This is a genomic window from Burkholderia sp. Bp8991, from assembly GCF_003853795.1.
Classification (GTDB): domain Bacteria; phylum Pseudomonadota; class Gammaproteobacteria; order Burkholderiales; family Burkholderiaceae; genus Burkholderia.
This window is the reverse complement of sequence record NZ_QTQJ01000021.1, coordinates 94,495-110,991: the sequence shown is the minus strand read 5'-3', so window position 1 is coordinate 110,991 and position 16,497 is coordinate 94,495. Positions and strand designations below refer to the sequence as shown.

The window sequence follows — 16,497 nt, the reverse complement described above, 5'->3', positions numbered from 1 at the left end:
CATGAGCGGGATCGATCCGAAACGTTTCGGCAAGGTGGCGGTGTTGTTCGGCGGCGAATCCGCCGAGCGCGAGGTGTCGCTCACCTCGGGCCGCCTCGTGCTGCAGGGCCTGCGCGACGCGGGCGTCGACGCGCATCCGTTCGACCCGGCCGAGCGGCCGCTGTCGGCGCTGAAGGACGAAGGCTTCGTGCGCGCGTTCAACGCGCTGCACGGCGGCTACGGCGAGAACGGCCAGATCCAGGGCGCACTCGATTTCTACGGGATCCGCTACACGGGCAGCGGCGTGCTCGGCTCGGCGCTCGGCCTCGACAAGTTCCGCACGAAGCTCGTGTGGCAGCAGACGGGCGTGCCGACGCCGCCGTTCGAGACGGTGATGCGCGGCGACGACTACGCGGCGCGCGCGACGGACATCGTCGCGAAGCTCGGCCTGCCGCTGTTCGTGAAGCCGGCGAGCGAAGGCTCGAGCGTCGCGGTGCTGAAGGTGAAGACGGCCGACGCGTTGCCCGCCGCACTGTCGGAAGCGGCGACGCACGACAAGATCGTGATCGTCGAGAAGAGCATCGAAGGCGGCGGCGAATACACCGCGTGCATCGCCGGCGATCTCGACCTGCCGCTGATCAAGATCGTGCCGGCCGGCGAGTTCTACGACTACCACGCGAAGTATGTCGCCGACGACACGCAGTACCTGATTCCGTGCGGGCTGCCCGCCGAACAGGAAGCGGAACTGAAGCGTATCGCGCGCCGCGCGTTCGACGTGCTCGGTTGCACCGACTGGGGCCGGGCGGACTTCATGCTCGACGCCGCCGGCAACGCGTATTTCCTGGAAGTGAACACGGCCCCCGGGATGACCGATCACTCGCTGCCGCCGAAGGCCGCGCGCTCGATCGGCATCAGCTATTCGGAGCTGGTCGTGAAGGTGCTGTCGCTTACGCTCAACGACTGACGCAGGAACGGAACGACGTATGTGGAACAACGTTCGCCAACTCAACCTTGCCGCCAGCGCGCTGTACGCGCTGTTGCTGCTCGTGTTGGCGGCGGCCGGCTGCTACTGGCTGATCCAGCGTCCGACGTTCGCGCTGCGCGAAATCCGGATCGATGGTGACACCGAGCACATCAACTCGCCGACGGTGCGTGCGGGCGTGGTCGGCCGGCTGAAGGGCAATTTCTTCACGGTCGATCTCGACGCGGCGCGGGCCGCGTTCGAGCAGATGCCGTGGGTGCGCCACGCGAGCGTGCGCCGGGTGTGGCCGAATGCGCTGGCTGTCACGCTCGAGGAGTACAAACCGCTCGGGACCTGGGGCAGTGCGCAGCTCGTGAGCGTCGACGGCGAGCTGTTCACCGCGAACCAGGGCGAACTGGATCAGGAATTGCCCGCGTTCGACGGCCCGGAGGGCAGTGCGAAGGAAGTCGTCACGCGGTATCACGACTTCGCGAACTGGTTTGCGCCGCTGAAGGCGGCGCCGGAAGAAGTGACGCTGTCGGCGCGCTACGCGTGGACGGTGAAGCTGTCGAACGGCATGCAGGTCGAGCTGGGCAAGGAACGCAACAGCGAGTCGCTGCATGACCGGAGCCAGCGCCTCGTCGCCGCGTGGCCGGCCGTCACGGAGCGTTGGGGCAACGACATCGAGTACGCGGACCTGCGTTATCCGAACGGATTCGCGATTCGTGCGGCAGGCATGCGGTTCCTGACCGATACCGACAAGCGCAAGAAGTAACGAGAGATCACACGCAAGAGCACTTTATGAGCAAAGACTACAAGGATCTGCTGGTTTCCCTCGACATCGGCACGTCGAAGGTGGTGGCCATCGTCGCCGAGCTGAAGGGCGAAGGCCATTACGAGGTGATCGGCCTCGGCCAGAGCGAGTCGAAAGGTCTGAAGAAGGGCGTGGTGGTCAACATCGAGGCCACCGTGCAGTCGATCCAGCGCGCGCTCGAGGAAGCCGAGCTGATGGCCGACTGCAAGATCACCAACGTGTTCACGGGGATCGCCGGCAGCCACATTCGCAGCTTCAACTCGAGCGGGATGGTCGCGATCAAGGACAAGGAAGTCACGCAGACCGACGTCGCGCGCGTGATCGAGACCGCGAAGGCGATCAACATCCCGACCGACCAGCAGGTGCTGCACATCCTCACGCAGGAATTCATCATCGACGGCCAGGAAGACGTGCGCGAGCCGATCGGCATGAGCGGGATCCGCCTCGAGGTGAAGGTGCACATCGTGACCGGTGCGGTCAGCGCCGCGCAGAACATCGTCAAGTGCGTGCGCCGCTGCGGGCTGGAAGTGAACGACCTGATCCTGCAGCCGCTCGCGTCGTCGCTGGCCGTGCTGACTGAAGACGAGAAGGATCTCGGCGTGGTGCTGGTCGACGTCGGCGGCGGCACGACCGACATCGCGATCTTCGCCGAAGGCGCGATCCGCCACACCGCGGTGATTCCGATCGCCGGCGACCAGATCACGAGCGACATCGCGATGGCGCTGCGCACGCCGACGCCGGACGCGGAAGACATCAAGGTCGGCTACGGGATCGCGAAGCAGGCGCTCGCCGATCCGGACGAGATGGTCGAAGTGCCGGGCCTCGGCGAACGCGGTCCGCGCACGCTGTCGCGCCAGGCGCTTGCCGCCGTGATCGAGCCGCGCGTCGAGGAACTGTTCTCGCTCGTGCAGCAGGTCGTGCGCGAGTCGGGTTACGAAGAACTGCTGAGCTCCGGCGTGGTCATTACCGGCGGGGCTTCGATGATGCCGGGCATGGTCGAGCTCGGCGAAGACATTTTCCTGAAGCCGGTGCGCATCGGCGCGCCGGAATACGCAGGCGGCCTCGCCGACGTGGTGCGCAACCCGCGCTACTCGACGGCGATGGGCCTGCTGGTCGAAGGCAGTGCACAGCGCATGCGCGGTCGCAAGGTCGCCGTGCAGTCCGGCAACGCGGGGCAGATCTTCTCGCGGATGAAGGAATGGTTCCTGAGCAACTTTTGACATACCGAATCGAAATTCGCGCCGGTGCCGGCGGCTGGCGCGCGACAGGGGGTTGCCCGATCTCCTGCCGAATAACGGCCGAGTAGTTCTATTTTCTTGACGGAGGCAACAATGGAATTCGAAATGCTGGAAACCGAAACCAACGGCACCATCATCAAGGTGGTCGGCGTTGGCGGCGCTGGCGGCAATGCCGTTCAGCACATGATCAACCGTGGCGTGCAGGGCGTCGACTTCATCGTGATGAACACCGACGCACAGGCGCTGTCGCGTGCGCGCGCACCGTCCGTGATCCAGCTCGGCAACACGGGCCTCGGCGCCGGCGCGAAGCCGGAAATGGGCAAGGCGGCGGCGGAAGAGGCGCGCGAGCGCATCGCCGACGCACTGCGTGGCGCGCACATGGTGTTCATCACGGCCGGCATGGGTGGCGGCACGGGCACGGGCGCGGCGCCGGTGGTCGCGCAGATCGCGAAGGAGATGGGCATCCTGACGGTTGGTGTCGTCAGCAAGCCGTTCGAATTCGAAGGCGGCAAGCGCATGCGCGTCGCGGAAGCAGGCTCGCAGCAACTGGAGGATCACGTCGACTCGCTGATCGTCGTCCTGAACGACAAGCTGTTCGACGTGATGGGCGATGACGCCGAGATGGACAAGTGCTTCCAGTGCGCGGACGACGTGTTGAACAACGCGGTTGCGGGCATTGCCGAAATCATCAATGTCGATGGCCTCGTGAACGTCGACTTCGAAGACGTGAAGACGGTGATGGGCGAGCAGGGCAAGGCGATGATGGGCACGGCGACGGTCGCCGGCGTCGATCGCGCACGCCTCGCGGCGGAACAGGCCGTGGCGAGCCCGCTGCTCGAAGGTGTCGATCTGTCGGGCGCGCGCGGCGTGCTGGTCAACATCACGTCGAGCCGTTCGCTGCGCCTGTCGGAAACGCGCGAAGTGATGAACACGATCAAGAGCTACGCGGCGGAAGATGCCACGGTGATCTTCGGTGCGGTGTACGACGACGCGATGGGCGATGCGCTGCGCGTGACGGTCGTGGCGACGGGTCTGGGCCGTGCGGCGAAGAAGCAGCAATCGGCTCCGATGACGCTGCTGCGCACCGGCACCGACAACCAGCCGGTCAACGTCTCGCACGGCTATGCGCAGCCGCAGCACGTCAGCACGGCCGACTACGGCGCGCTCGATACGCCGGCGGTGTGGCGCAACTCGCGCGAAACCGCGGCATCGCACGTGCAGGCGCTGCAGGAGAAGGGTGTCGACACGTACGACATCCCGGCTTTCCTGCGCAAGCAGGCTGACTGACGACGCACACAGGCGAAGCCGCGGCAAGTTTGCCGCGGTAACGCCGGCGTGACGGATGCCACGGACCACGACAGGCCGCGTCGGATGCGACGCCGGGCCGGGAAACGTGCCCTCTTCGCTCGAGCGAGGCGGGATGGGCCGTGCTGTCCGCAACACGCTGAAAAACCGTATCGCTATGAGGGACCAGCCATGATTCAAGTGGGCGACGCGCTGCCCGACGCGCAACTGTTCGAGTTCATCGACGACGCGCGCGAAGGCTGCACGCTGGGGCCGAATGCCTTCAGCGTGCGCGACCAGGTTGCGGGAAAGCGGGTGGTGATCTTCGGATTGCCGGGAGCTTTCACGCCGACCTGCTCGGCGCAGCATGTGCCGGGCTATGTCGAGCACGCCGAGCAACTGCGCTCGGCGGGCATCGACGAGCTCTGGTGCGTGTCCGTCAACGACGCATTCGTGATGGGCGCATGGGGACGTGATCTGCACACCGCGGGCAAGGTGCGCATGATGGCGGACGGCAGCGCTGCTTTCACTCATGCGCTGGGGCTGACGCAGGATTTGTCCGCGCGTGGCATGGGAATCCGTTCCCTGCGCTACGCGATGGTGGTCGACGACGGTGTGGTCAAGACGCTGGCCGTCGAAGCGCCGGGCAAGTTCGAAGTGAGCGATGCGGCGAGTGTGCTCGCGACGTTGAAGTCCTGATCGTGCGGTGCGCCGTTGCCTGCCGGCAACGCTGCTCACCGGCCTCAGGGCAGTTGTAACACGGGCCGATGACCGGAAACGCCTCCGTTCCGGGCATCGGCCCGTCCCGTATCGGCGCGGGTAACCAGTCGAAACAGATTGATACGCAGTTTCAAACAGCGTCGAATAGGGAATTACGCTATAATCTCACCTATCGAATATAACTCCTGATTGATATTCTCAATCAAGACGAAGAACACCATGTTGAAGCAGCGCACCATCAAATCGATCGTGAAGACCGTGGGCATCGGTCTCCACTCGGGCCGCAAGGTCGAACTGACGCTCCGCCCGGCCGCGCCGGGCACGGGGATCGTATTCTCGCGCGTCGACCTGCCCACGCCTGTCGACATTCCGGCATCCGCGATGTCGATCGGCGACACGCGGCTCGCGTCGGTGCTGCAGAAGGATGGAGCGCGCGTGTCGACCGTCGAGCACCTGATGTCGGCGTGCGCCGGCCTCGGCATCGACAACCTCTATGTCGATGTGACGGCCGAGGAAATCCCGATCATGGACGGCAGCGCCGCGTCCTTCGTGTTCCTGATCCAGTCCGCGGGCATCGAGGAGCAGAACGCGCCGAAGCGCTTCATCAAGGTGAAGAAGCCGGTCGAAATCCGCGACGGCGACAAGTTCGCGCGTCTCGATCCGTATTTCGGCTTCAAGCTGAAGTTCACGATCGACTTTCGTCACCCGGCCGTCGACAAGACCGGCCAGGAACTCGAGGTCGATTTCGCGAATACGTCGTACGTGCGCGAGATCGCGCGTGCGCGCACGTTCGGTTTTGCCCATGAAGTCGAAATGATGCGCGAGCTGGGTCTCGCGCGCGGCGGCAGCATGGACAACGCGATCGTGCTCGACGAGTACCGGATCCTGAACAACGACGGGCTGCGTTACGACGACGAGTTCGTGAAGCACAAGATGCTCGATGCGATCGGCGACCTGTACGTGGTCGGCCATCCGCTGCTGGCGTCGTACACCGCGTACAAGTCGGGGCACGGGCTGAACAACGCGCTGCTGCGCGAACTGCTCGCGCACGAAGACGCGTACGAGATCGTCACGTTCGACGATCCGCAGGCTGCGCCGAAGGGCTTCGCGTTCGACGCGCAGACGGCCTTCGCCTGATCGGCGTCCGGCGCGCCGCGATAAAAAGCGACCCTCGGGTCGCTTTTTTATTGGGCGGCCGGCCCGCACGGGCGGTGGCGGTGCGCGTTCAGCGCGACGACTTCGCACCGTGCCGTGCGGCCATCCGCGCGAGCGCGGCCTGCAGCGGCGATGGCTCGAGGTGATCGGCGAGCTCGCGCAACGCGGCGGCGCCGACGGTCGTCATGCGCGCCTGCTTCACGTGCGGCGGTTCCGGCGCGTCCTTCGGCCGCACGCGTACGCGCAGCGCCGAGACCGGCCAGCCGCGCTTCTGGAGATCGGCGAGCAGGCGCGGCTCGACCTGCCGCAGGCGGGCCGCGAGCGCATTGTGCGCGGCAAAGAGGGTCAGGGTGCCGTCCTTGATGGAGCCCGGTTCGACATGACTCGCAAGATAGTCGGGCAGGAGCGCCGCGAGGTCGCGCTGCAGCGACGCGACCTGTTCGACGCCGGCGCGCAGCGCCGCGAACGCGTCGGTGCGGTTGAGCACTTCGGACACGGGTTGCGGGCGATATGCGGGGAGCGGGCCGAAACGCTTGGAAAATCGGTTCATCGAGGCATTCTTCGGGCGCGCACGGGCGCGGACGTCGACGCCGATTGTACCCGCGCCGGCTCCCGCACGGGCGGCTTTCGGGCCGTGCGCCCGGTTGCCTGCACGGGTTCGGCGTGCGGCGTGGGTCGGGCCGGGACACCGGCGCATGCTTCCTCGCGTGCTAAAATTCCTCGTTTGATTCCACTAATTCGCTAAGCCGCCGAGGCTCGGGCGTCGGGGCGCGCAACACGCGCCGGGCGCCGGTGCTGCGACGCAGGATCCGATCCGATGACAACCGGTTTTCTCCAGAAAATTTTTGGCAGCCGCAACCAGCGGCTCGTCAAGCAATACCAAAAGACCGTCGCGACGATCAATGCGCTCGAAACGCAGATCGAGAAGCTGACGGACGACCAGTTGCGCGGTAAGACGGATGAGTTCCGCCAGCGGATCGCGGGCGGCGAGTCGCTCGACAAGCTGCTGCCCGAGGCGTTCGCAGTCTGCCGGGAGGCGAGCCGCCGCGTGCTGAAGATGCGCCATTTCGACGTGCAGCTGATCGGCGGCATGGTGCTCCACTACGGCAAGATCGCGGAAATGCGCACCGGCGAGGGCAAGACGCTCGTCGCGACGCTGCCCGTGTACCTGAATGCGCTGGCCGGCCGTGGCGTGCACGTGGTGACGGTCAACGACTACCTCGCGCAGCGCGACGCCGAATGGATGGCGCGCCTCTACAACTTCCTCGGTCTGTCGGTCGGCATCAACCTGTCCGGCATGGAGCACGACCAGAAGCAGCAGGCCTACGCGTCGGACATCACCTACGGCACGAACAACGAGTTCGGCTTCGACTACCTGCGCGACAACATGGTCTACGAGACCGACGCGCGCGTGCAGCGGGCCCTGAACTTCGCGGTCGTCGACGAAGTGGACTCGATCCTGATCGACGAGGCGCGTACGCCGCTGATCATCTCGGGCCAGGCGGAAGACCACACCGAGCTGTACGTGCGGATGAACGCGCTGCCGCCGCTGCTCGAGCGCCAGATCGGCGAGGAGAAGGCCGATGGCACGGGCGTCGAGAAGCCGGGCGACTACACGCTCGACGAGAAGTCGCGCCAGGTGTTCCTGACGGAGTCGGGCCACGAGAAGGCCGAGCGGCTGCTCGCCGAGTGGGGCCTGATCGGCGAGGGCGAGAGCCTGTACGCGCCGCAGAACATCACGCTGATGCACCACGTGTACGCGGCGCTGCGCGCCCACACGCTGTTCCACAAGGATCAGCACTACGTCGTGCAGAACGGCGAAGTGGTGATCGTCGACGAATTCACGGGCCGCCTGATGGCGGGCCGCCGCTGGTCCGACGGCCTGCACCAGGCGGTCGAGGCGAAGGAGCACGTGAAGATCCAGAGCGAGAACCAGACGCTCGCCTCGATCACGTTCCAGAACTACTTCCGGATGTACGCAAAGCTCGCGGGCATGACGGGCACGGCGGACACCGAAGCGTACGAATTCAACGAGATCTACGGCCTCGAGACGGTCGTGATCCCGACCAACCGTCCGCCGAAGCGGATCGACAAGCAGGACCAGATCTACAAGACGGCCAAGGAGCGCTACGACGCGGTGATCCGCGACATTCGCGAGTGCTACGAGCGCGGTCAGCCGGTGCTGGTCGGCACGACCTCGATCGAGAACTCGGAACTGCTGTCGCACCTGCTGAAGCAGGCCGGGCTGCCGCACGAGGTGCTGAACGCGAAGCAGCACGAGCGTGAAGCGGCGATCGTCGCGGAAGCCGGCCGTCCGAAGCGCATCACGATCGCGACCAACATGGCCGGTCGCGGTACCGACATCGTGCTCGGCGGCAACGCCGAGAAGCAGGCCGCATTCATCGAAGCCGACGAAGCGATCCCGGCCGACGAAAAGGCGCGCCGCATCAAGCAGTTGCACGACGAGTGGGAAACGCTGCACGAGCAGGTGAAGGCCGCGGGCGGCCTCCACATCATCGGCACCGAGCGCCATGAATCGCGCCGGATCGACAACCAGCTGCGCGGCCGTGCGGGCCGCCAGGGCGATCCGGGCTCGTCGCGCTTCTATCTGTCGCTCGACGATCCGCTGCTGCGCATCTTCGCGGGCGACCGCGTGCGCTCGATCATGGATCGCCTGAAGATGCCGGAAGGCGAGGCGATCGAGGCCGGCATCGTCACGCGTTCGATCGAATCGGCGCAGCGCAAGGTCGAAGCGCGCAACTTCGACATCCGCAAGCAGCTGCTCGAATACGACGACGTGTCGAACGACCAGCGCAAGGTGATCTACCAGCAGCGCAACGAATTGCTCGAAGCGCACGACATCACCGAGACGATCTCGGCGATGCGTCACGGCGTGATCACCGAAGTCGTCCGCCAGTTCGTGCCGGAAGGCAGCATCGAGGAACAGTGGGACGTGCCCGAGCTCGAGGAAGCGCTGCGCAACGACTGGCAGCTCGACCTCGCGATCCAGGAAATGGTGAACGAGTCATCGTCGATCACGGCCGAGGAGATTCTCGAAGCCGTGACGACCGCCGCCGACGAGCAGTACGAGGCGAAGGTCGCGCTGGTCGGCCGCGAATCGTTCAGCGCGTTCGAGCGTTCGGTGATGCTGCAGACGGTTGACCGGCTGTGGCGCGAGCACCTCGCGGCGCTCGACCACCTGCGCCAGGGCATCCACCTGCGCGGCTATGCGCAGAAGAACCCGAAGCAGGAATACAAGCGCGAAGCGTTCGAGCTGTTCGCCGCGATGCTCGACGCGATCAAGCAGGAAGTCACGCGCATCGTGATGAACGTGCAGATCCAGTCGCCGGAGCAACTCGAGGAAGCCGCCGAGCAGATCGAGGAGCGCGGCGGTCATCTCGAAAACGTCGAGTTTCAGCACGCCGACTACGCGGAATCCGGCGCGCCGGTCGCGAACGTCGCGGCCGCCACCGCGGCCACGGCGACGGCCGACATGGTCGGCAGTGCGATGACCCACAGCGGCCCCGGCGGCGAGATGCCGAAGGTCGGCCGCAACGACCCGTGCCCGTGCGGCAGCGGCAAGAAGTACAAGCAATGTCACGGGAAGCTGTCATGATCGGCGGCGGCGCGCATCCGCGTGCCGCTTCGTTCGCAGCTTCGAGTCAGTGACGTGAGTTGCGGCGGCCCGCGCGTGCGGCCGCCGGTTCTTCCAATCGATGCCGGCGCGTGCCGGCATTTTCCATCCGGCAGGTGTGCCCCATGGCTGTCAATTTTCCGTCGATCGATCCCGCCCAACTCCATCCCGTCGCCGGCGTCACGCTCGGCTGGGCGGAAGCGAACATCCGCAAGCCGAATCGCAAGGACGTGCTGGTCATCTCCGTCGACGAAGGGGCGACGGTCGCTGGCGTATTCACCGAGAACCGCTTCTGCGCCGCGCCCGTGATCGTGTGCCGCGAGCATCTCGCGAAGGTGCGCGCGGGCGGCGCGGGCATCCGCGCGCTCGTCGTGAACACGGGCAACGCGAATGCGGGCACCGGCGAGCCAGGCCTCGCGAACACCCGCGAAACCTGCGCGGAACTCGCGCGTCTCGCGGGCCTCGACGCCGCACAGGTGCTGCCGTTCTCGACCGGCGTGATTCTCGAGCCGCTGCCGATCGACCGCCTGAAGGCCGGGCTGCCGGCCGCGCTCGCGAACCGCAAGGCCGCGAACTGGTACGACGCCGCGCAGGCGATCATGACGACCGACACGCTGCCGAAGGCCACGTCGCGCCAGGTGACGATCGACGGCCATACGGTCACGCTGACGGGCATCAGCAAGGGCGCGGGCATGATCAAGCCGAACATGGCGACGATGCTCGGCTTCCTCGCGTTCGATGCGAACGTCGCGCAGCCGGTACTCGACACGCTCGTGAAGGAAGTGGCCGACCGCTCGTTCAACTGCATCACGATCGACGGCGACACGTCGACGAACGACTCGTTCATCCTGATCGCGTCGGGCAAGAGCACGCTGCCCGCGATCACGTCGACCGACTCGCCGGCTTATGCGGCGCTGCGCGATGCAGTGACGCAGGTTGCCCAGCAGCTGTCGCAGCTGATCGTGCGCGACGGCGAAGGCGCGACGAAATTCATGACGGTGCAGGTCGAGGGCGGCAAGAGCGTCGCCGAGTGCCGCCAGATCGCGTATGCGATCGGGCATTCGCCGCTGGTGAAGACGGCCTTCTATGCATCCGACCCCAACCTGGGCCGGATTCTCGCGGCGATCGGCTACGCGGGCGTCACGGATCTCGACGTCGGCAAGATCGATCTCTATCTCGACGACGTGCTCGTCGCGAAGGCCGGTGGCCGCAACCCGGCTTATCAGGAAGAGGACGGCCAGCGCGTGATGAAGCAGAGCGAAATCACGATTCGCGTGCTGCTCGGCCGCGGCGACGCGCAGGCAACGGTCTGGACGTGCGACCTGTCGCACGATTACGTGAGCATCAACGCGGACTACCGCTCCTGATCGGGAGCGCTCGAACGACATGGACAAGCTCGAACAGTTTCTGACGCGCGCGGAAGCGCTGCTCGGCCGCCTCGAGGGGATGCTGCCCCCGGCGCCGGCGGCCGTCGACTGGAACGCCGCCACCGCGTTCCGCTGGCGCAAGCGCCAGGGGCGCGGCTATCTGCAACCGGTGCCGGCAGCGTCGACGATCACGCTCGACGACCTGCACAACATCGATCGGCAGAAAGGGCTGATCGAGCAGAACACGCGACAGTTCGTGCAGTGCAAGCCGGCGAACAACGTGCTGTTGACCGGTGCCCGCGGCACCGGCAAGTCGTCGCTGATCAAGGCGTGCCTGAACGCCTATGCGAAGGACGGGCTGCGCCTGATCGAAGTCGACAAGGACGATCTGCACGATCTCGGCGACATCGTCGAGGTGATCTCGCAGCGTCCGGAGCGGTTCATCGTGTTCTGCGACGACCTGTCGTTCGAGGACGGCGAATCGGGCTACAAGGCGCTGAAGGTCGCGCTCGACGGCTCGATCGCCGCGCAGTCCGACAACGTGCTGATCTACGCGACGTCGAATCGCCGCCATCTGCTGCCCGAGTACATGAGCGACAACGAGTCGTACAAGCATCTGCCGGACGGCGAGATCCACCCCGGCGAAGTCGTCGAGGAAAAGATCTCGCTGTCGGAGCGCTTCGGCCTGTGGGTCAGCTTCTACCCGTTCAAGCAGGACGACTACCTCGACATCGTCGCGCACTGGCTGCGCCATTTCGGTTGCGCGGACGCCGAGATCGAGACGGCACGCGGCGATGCGCTCGTCTGGGCGCTCGAGCGCGGTTCGCGTTCGGGGCGTGTCGCATGGCAGTTCGCGCGCGACTGGTCGGGTCGCAAGGAGCAGGCATGAGCACGGATTCCGTAACGAGCGCCGTGCGCGCGCCCGACGGCCGGAAGGTGACGGAAGTCGCGGTCGGCGTGATGGTGCAGCCAGACGGTCGCTACCTGCTCGCGCAGCGGCTGCAGGGCAAGCCGTATGAAGGCTATTGGGAGTTTCCGGGCGGCAAGCTGGAGGCCGGGGAGAGCGTCGAGGACGCGCTGGCGCGCGAGCTGCACGAGGAACTCGGCATCGAAGTCACGGCCAGCCACCGCTGGCATACGCTCGAGCACGATTATCCGCACGCGTACGTGCGGCTTTATTTCTGCAAGGTGACGGGCTGGACGGGCGAGCCGCACAGCAAGGAAGGGCAGGCGTTCGTATGGCAGCAACTGCCGGTCGAGGTCGCGCCGCTGTTGCCGGCGGCGCTGCCGGTGCTGGAACTGCTCGAGAAGGAAGCGGCGTCGCAATGACGCCGTGACGGCTCGCCTGGAAGGCGGGCCACATCCGCCCATGAGCGGTGCCGTGCGCCGCTCAGCTATCTCGGCGGCCGTCGGTGCCGTCTTCCTCCGACGACGGACCCTCGTCGGAGGACCCGCCGATCCGGTACTTTTCCGCGGCCCATGCACCGAGGTCGAGCTGCTTGCAGCGGGCCGAACAGAAGGGACGGAACTTGTTTTCAGGCGTCCAGCGCACTTCTGCGCCGCACGAAGGACATTTCACAACGGTAGTCATACGAAAGCGTCGAACCGGCACACGGCCGTTACAGATTGCACAGTGTCAGATGGAACGGCACGTCGATGTCCACCGCGCGCGGCCGCACGTCGCCGTCCTGCATGGTGAACCGTACCCACAACATGTATTTGTTGGCGCTCGCTTCGGGAATCACGCGCAGCTCCGGCGGCACGCGCACCTGCATCAGCTGATAGGTGCGCCCCGACAGCATCTGCTGGTAGCTGCCCTGCATCGCCATCACCTTCGACGCCTGGCCCGATTCGCGAGCGAGCCGCAGCACGATCGCCGCGGCATCGCGCAGCGGCAGCAGCGGCAGGATCCATTTCGCGATGTCCTGGCGCCGCTGTTCCGCGGGCCATTGCTGCCACGCGTAGTACGACGGAAGGTCGAACTTGCACGTGCCGCCGGGAATCACCGCGCGGCTGCGGATGCTGGCGAGCCACTCGTTGTCGACCAGATGCTGCCCGGTCTTGCCCTGCATCTGCGCAAGATTGGCGAGCGTCTGCTCGATTTCACCGAGCACGGACTCGAGCGCATTCTGTTCGATGCCCGGATTGCCGCGAAAGGGGGCGAGCGTCTGGCGTTGACGTTCGAGCTCTTTCATCAGATCCGATTTCAGGTCCGCGCGGCCCGTGACCTCGGCGATTTCGAACAGCGTCGTCAGCGCGACGTGATGCTCACGCGGGTCCTCCTGAGCCAAAAAGAACGCGAAGCGCTCGAACAGGTCTTCGAGGCGCAACAGCGTGCGAATTCGCTCGTTGAACGGATACTCGTAAAGAATCAAGCGCGCTCGCCTCTAGGGTAGGGATTGAAACAATGCAGGACATTCTAATGCTCACTGTCTACCCTAGCAACGCACCAATTTCGTACACCATCACGATCGCACGCCGCGATCAGTGCGCGGCAGCCGCCAATGCGAGATAGCGTTGGTGCAGTGCATCGACCTGCGCGGCGAGCGCATCGGGTGTCGTCGCGTCGTTGACGATCACGTCGTCGGCCGCTGCGAGACGCGCCTCGCGCGTTGCCTGTCTCGCGATGATCGCTTCGACCTGTTCGCGCGTGAAATCATTGCGTCGCATCACACGTGCGATCTGCGTTTCGACCGGACAGTCGACCACGAGCACACGATCGCTGCGCGCCTTCCAGTTACCTGACTCCACGAGCAGCGGCACGACGAAGATCACGTAAGGGCCTTGCGCTGCGCGGGCTTCGCGATCGGTTTCGGCGCGGATCAGCGGATGCGTGATCGCCTCGAGGCGCCGGCGTGCGTCGTCGTCGCTGAAAATGAGTGCGCGCATCTTCGCGCGATCGAGCGAGCCGTCGGCCGCGACGAAGTCCGGTCCGAATGCGTGTTCGATCGCGGGCATCGCGAGACCGGCCGGTGCGGTGATGCGGTGCGCGATCAGGTCGGTGTCGACGAGCGATGCACCGCGTGCGGCGAACAGGTCGGCGACGGTCGTCTTGCCGCTGCCGATGCCGCCGGTCAGTCCTATTGCAAACATGTGAGCCTCCGCCGGGCCGCCGCGCGGAAGCGAAGCGCCTCCCCGCGACGCAGCGAACATGGCGGACGCCGGCAGCGTGTCATGTCAGCCGCCGAGCGCCGAATAGAAAGGGGTACCGAAAAACAGCGTGGCGACGCCGCCTGCCGCGAGGAACGGGCCGAACGGAATCGGCTCCTCGAAGCGCATGCGCCCGCGCCAGGTCGCGACGAGCCCGACGAGCGCCCCCGTCACCGCGGCGAACAGCACGACCTGCGGCAGCGCGGCCCAGCCCATCCACGCGCCGAGCGCGGCGAGCAACTTCAGGTCGCCGAAGCCGATGCCCTCGATGCCGCGCAGCCACTTGAACAACCAGTAGACCGACCACAGGAACAGGTAGCCGGCCATCGCGCCGACCACGGCCGAACGCAGCGACGTGAACGTGCCGCCGAGATTCAGTGCGAGCCCGGCCCACAGCAGAGGCAGCGTCATCGAATCGGGCAGGTAGCCGGTCTGGATATCGATCGCGCTCATCGCCAGCAGCGCGGCGCACAGTCCGAACGCGGCGAGTGCGGCAACGGTGGGGCCGAACGCGGCGAGCGAACCGGCGGCGAGCAGCGCACCGGCGAGCTCGACGAGCGGATAGCGCACGCCGATCGCATGGCCGCACTGACGGCAGCGCCCGCGCAACAGCAGGTAGCTCACGAGCGGGATGTTTTCCCACGCACGCAGCACGTGACCGCAATGCGGACAGGCGCTGCGCGGGCGCCACAGATCGTAGTGCGGCGGATAGCCGTCGTCCGGCGGCGAGCTTGCGCTGCCGGTTGCTTCCGCGATTTCGGCCTGCCACGCGCGCTGCATCATCACCGGGACCCGGTGCACGACGACGTTCACGAAGCTGCCGACGCACAGGCCGAGCACGACGGCGAACGCATACTGCACCGCGAGCGGCAGCATCGCCAGCGCGTGCAACGTGCTGTCGGGCGAGTCGAAAACGGTGGTCAGGGGCGCGGGCGTCATGGGGCTCGGGTTCGGGCTTGAAAGGCGACAGAATCGGTTGCGATGCTACACCACGTTGCCCAGCTGAAGGATGGGCAGATACATCGCGATCACGAGGCCGCCGACGAGCGCACCCAGGACGATCACGATCAGCGGCTCGCCGAGCGCGGCGAGCGCATCGAGGCGCGCGTCGAGCTGACGCTCGCATAGCGCGGCGATATCGGCGAGCATCGTGTCGAGCGCGCCGGTTTCCTCGGCGACGGCGATCGGCTGCACGACGTCGTCCGGGAAGCAGCCCGCCGCGTGCATCGCATCGGCGAGACGCGCGCCGCGCAGCACGTGCGTCGCGATCTGCGCGGTGGCCTGCTCGAACACCGGATGGCCGGCGGTGCGTTCGAGCGTGGCGAATGCATCGGCGAGCGGGACGCCCGCACCGAGCAGCGTTGCGAGCGAGCGGCACCAGCGCGCGGTGGCGAACCGCGTGAGCGCGCCGCCGACGAGCGGCGCATCCAGCACGTGCCGCGCGGCCGTGTAGCGCAGCGATGGCGAGCGCCGCAGCGCGTGACGTGCGGCGAGCCCCGCCACCGCTGCCCCGGCGACGAACGTGCCGCCCCAGGCCGAGGTCGCGGACGAGAGGGCGAGCAGGGCTCGGGTCGGCGCCGGCAAGGCCGCGCCGAAGCCGTCGAAGATCTGCCGGAACGTCGGCACGACCCACACCATCAGCGCGGCCGAGATCGCGAGCGCGAACACGATGACGGCGACCGGGTAGGCTAGCGCGGCACGCAGCTTGCGCCATTGCGCGTCGGCACGTTCGCGGTGCTCCGCGACGCGGGTCAGTATGGTGCCGAGCGCGCCCGATGCTTCGCCTACCTCGATCAACTGGCGATACAGCGTGCCGAACTGGGACGGGTAGCGTGCGAGCGCGGCGGCGAAGCGTTGCCCGCCGACGATCTCGCGTGCGAGGCCGGCGGCGATGCGCGGCAGCCCGTCGCGCGTGCGGGTGCGCGCGAGCATCTCGAGCGACGGTGCGAGCGGCAGTCCGGCCTGCAGCAGGCTCGCGAGCTGACGCGTGAAGCGCGTGACTTCCCGCGCGCCGGCCGACGGCGGCCGGGCCGTGCCGCGGACATCGAGCGACAGCACCGTGACGCCGTCGCGCGCGAGCGCCGCACGTGCGGCGGCGGCATCGAAGGCGATGATGTTCCCGCGGCATGGCGTGCCGTCGCGACGACGGCCACGCCACGCGAAACGCGTCTCGTGCGGCGGTGCAGGCATCGCGA

Annotated in this window: 16 protein-coding genes; 10 read left to right on the top strand and 6 right to left on the bottom strand. The window is 66.6% G+C overall.

From position 1 onward, the window contains the following. Position 1: 1 nt before the first annotated feature. From DIE02_RS23365 to lpxC, 6 genes are all read left to right on the top strand, one after another. Positions 2–943, top strand: coding sequence for a D-alanine--D-alanine ligase (locus DIE02_RS23365; RefSeq protein ID WP_040143319.1), 942 nt, complete (start codon positions 2–4; stop codon positions 941–943). 19 nt (positions 944–962) lie between these two features. Next, positions 963–1,715 (top strand): cell division protein FtsQ/DivIB, encoded by a 753-nt coding sequence (locus DIE02_RS23360; protein WP_124520021.1) that lies wholly within the window; start codon positions 963–965, stop codon positions 1,713–1,715. Between the two features lie 26 nt (positions 1,716–1,741). Next, the gene (gene ftsA, locus DIE02_RS23355) at positions 1,742–2,974 is read left to right on the top strand and encodes a cell division protein FtsA (RefSeq protein WP_044844232.1); all 1,233 of its coding nucleotides are present in this window, start codon (positions 1,742–1,744) and stop codon (positions 2,972–2,974) included. Positions 2,975–3,085: 111 nt separating this feature from the next. Then, positions 3,086–4,279: a cell division protein FtsZ gene (gene ftsZ, locus DIE02_RS23345; RefSeq protein WP_044844231.1), complete on the top strand. Its 1,194-nt coding sequence runs from the start codon at positions 3,086–3,088 to the stop codon at positions 4,277–4,279. A 189-nt stretch (positions 4,280–4,468) separates the two neighbouring features. After that, entirely contained in the window at positions 4,469–4,975 is a 507-nt protein-coding gene (locus tag DIE02_RS23340; RefSeq protein WP_044844230.1) for a peroxiredoxin, read from the top strand. A gap of 240 nt (positions 4,976–5,215) precedes the next feature. Further along, entirely contained in the window at positions 5,216–6,133 is a 918-nt protein-coding gene (lpxC, locus tag DIE02_RS23335) for a UDP-3-O-acyl-N-acetylglucosamine deacetylase (protein WP_044844229.1), read from the top strand. Between the two features lie 88 nt (positions 6,134–6,221). Here lpxC and DIE02_RS23330 read toward each other — a convergent pair whose 3' ends face one another. Next, positions 6,222–6,701, bottom strand: a complete 480-nt coding sequence (locus DIE02_RS23330; RefSeq protein ID WP_044844228.1) for a DUF721 domain-containing protein — start codon at positions 6,699–6,701, stop codon at positions 6,222–6,224. A 267-nt stretch (positions 6,702–6,968) separates the two neighbouring features. Here DIE02_RS23330 and secA point away from each other — a divergent pair, with 267 nt between their 5' ends. The 4 genes from secA (at position 6,969) to DIE02_RS23310 (ending at position 12,481) form a co-directional block, all read left to right on the top strand. Then, positions 6,969–9,767: a preprotein translocase subunit SecA gene (secA, locus tag DIE02_RS23325; protein ID WP_124488223.1), complete on the top strand. Its 2,799-nt coding sequence runs from the start codon at positions 6,969–6,971 to the stop codon at positions 9,765–9,767. Positions 9,768–9,910: 143 nt separating this feature from the next. After that, the gene (gene argJ, locus DIE02_RS23320) at positions 9,911–11,152 is read left to right on the top strand and encodes a bifunctional glutamate N-acetyltransferase/amino-acid acetyltransferase ArgJ (RefSeq protein WP_124488224.1); all 1,242 of its coding nucleotides are present in this window, start codon (positions 9,911–9,913) and stop codon (positions 11,150–11,152) included. A gap of 19 nt (positions 11,153–11,171) precedes the next feature. Next, positions 11,172–12,041: an ATP-binding protein gene (locus DIE02_RS23315; protein WP_044844225.1), complete on the top strand. Its 870-nt coding sequence runs from the start codon at positions 11,172–11,174 to the stop codon at positions 12,039–12,041. After that, a complete protein-coding gene (locus tag DIE02_RS23310) occupies positions 12,038–12,481 on the top strand; it encodes an NUDIX domain-containing protein (RefSeq protein ID WP_044844224.1) in 444 nt (147 codons plus the stop codon). The genes DIE02_RS23315 and DIE02_RS23310 overlap by 4 nt, the downstream gene beginning before the upstream one ends. A gap of 61 nt (positions 12,482–12,542) precedes the next feature. On the opposite strand, the gene DIE02_RS23305 is transcribed toward DIE02_RS23310, so the two are convergent. The 5 genes from DIE02_RS23305 to DIE02_RS23285 all read right to left on the bottom strand — a co-directional run bounded on the left by DIE02_RS23305 (position 12,543) and on the right by DIE02_RS23285 (position 16,492). After that, positions 12,543–12,743 carry a DNA gyrase inhibitor YacG gene (locus tag DIE02_RS23305; RefSeq protein WP_039317342.1) on the bottom strand — a complete coding sequence of 67 codons (201 nt, stop codon included), beginning with the start codon at positions 12,741–12,743 and terminating at the stop codon, positions 12,543–12,545. 28 nt (positions 12,744–12,771) lie between these two features. After that, entirely contained in the window at positions 12,772–13,527 is a 756-nt protein-coding gene (gene zapD, locus DIE02_RS23300) for a cell division protein ZapD (RefSeq protein ID WP_044844223.1), read from the bottom strand. 109 nt (positions 13,528–13,636) lie between these two features. Then, positions 13,637–14,245, bottom strand: coding sequence for a dephospho-CoA kinase (gene coaE, locus DIE02_RS23295; RefSeq protein ID WP_124488225.1), 609 nt, complete (start codon positions 14,243–14,245; stop codon positions 13,637–13,639). An 84-nt stretch (positions 14,246–14,329) separates the two neighbouring features. Then, on the bottom strand, positions 14,330–15,241 hold the full coding sequence (locus DIE02_RS23290; RefSeq protein WP_124488226.1) for an A24 family peptidase: 912 nt from the start codon (positions 15,239–15,241) through the stop codon (positions 14,330–14,332). A gap of 45 nt (positions 15,242–15,286) precedes the next feature. Then, positions 15,287–16,492, bottom strand: coding sequence for a type II secretion system F family protein (locus DIE02_RS23285; protein ID WP_124488227.1), 1,206 nt, complete (start codon positions 16,490–16,492; stop codon positions 15,287–15,289). Between the last annotated feature and the right edge of the window lie 5 nt (positions 16,493–16,497).

What these genes read in the sequence shown, in the direction of transcription:
- DIE02_RS23365 (WP_040143319.1), top strand. Translation starts at nt 2, where the DNA reads ATGAGCGGGATCGATCCGAAACGTTTCGGCAAGGTGGCGGTGTTGTTC.
- DIE02_RS23360 (WP_124520021.1), top strand. Translation starts at nt 963, where the DNA reads ATGTGGAACAACGTTCGCCAACTCAACCTTGCCGCCAGCGCGCTGTAC.
- ftsA (WP_044844232.1), top strand. Translation starts at nt 1,742, where the DNA reads ATGAGCAAAGACTACAAGGATCTGCTGGTTTCCCTCGACATCGGCACG.
- ftsZ (WP_044844231.1), top strand. Translation starts at nt 3,086, where the DNA reads ATGGAATTCGAAATGCTGGAAACCGAAACCAACGGCACCATCATCAAG.
- DIE02_RS23340 (WP_044844230.1), top strand. Translation starts at nt 4,469, where the DNA reads ATGATTCAAGTGGGCGACGCGCTGCCCGACGCGCAACTGTTCGAGTTC.
- lpxC (WP_044844229.1), top strand. Translation starts at nt 5,216, where the DNA reads ATGTTGAAGCAGCGCACCATCAAATCGATCGTGAAGACCGTGGGCATC.
- DIE02_RS23330 (WP_044844228.1), bottom strand. Translation starts at nt 6,701, where the DNA reads ATGAACCGATTTTCCAAGCGTTTCGGCCCGCTCCCCGCATATCGCCCG.
- secA (WP_124488223.1), top strand. Translation starts at nt 6,969, where the DNA reads ATGACAACCGGTTTTCTCCAGAAAATTTTTGGCAGCCGCAACCAGCGG.
- argJ (WP_124488224.1), top strand. Translation starts at nt 9,911, where the DNA reads ATGGCTGTCAATTTTCCGTCGATCGATCCCGCCCAACTCCATCCCGTC.
- DIE02_RS23315 (WP_044844225.1), top strand. Translation starts at nt 11,172, where the DNA reads ATGGACAAGCTCGAACAGTTTCTGACGCGCGCGGAAGCGCTGCTCGGC.
- DIE02_RS23310 (WP_044844224.1), top strand. Translation starts at nt 12,038, where the DNA reads ATGAGCACGGATTCCGTAACGAGCGCCGTGCGCGCGCCCGACGGCCGG.
- DIE02_RS23305 (WP_039317342.1), bottom strand. Translation starts at nt 12,743, where the DNA reads ATGACTACCGTTGTGAAATGTCCTTCGTGCGGCGCAGAAGTGCGCTGG.
- coaE (WP_124488225.1), bottom strand. Translation starts at nt 14,245, where the DNA reads ATGTTTGCAATAGGACTGACCGGCGGCATCGGCAGCGGCAAGACGACC.
- DIE02_RS23290 (WP_124488226.1), bottom strand. Translation starts at nt 15,241, where the DNA reads ATGACGCCCGCGCCCCTGACCACCGTTTTCGACTCGCCCGACAGCACG.
- DIE02_RS23285 (WP_124488227.1), bottom strand. Translation starts at nt 16,492, where the DNA reads ATGCCTGCACCGCCGCACGAGACGCGTTTCGCGTGGCGTGGCCGTCGT.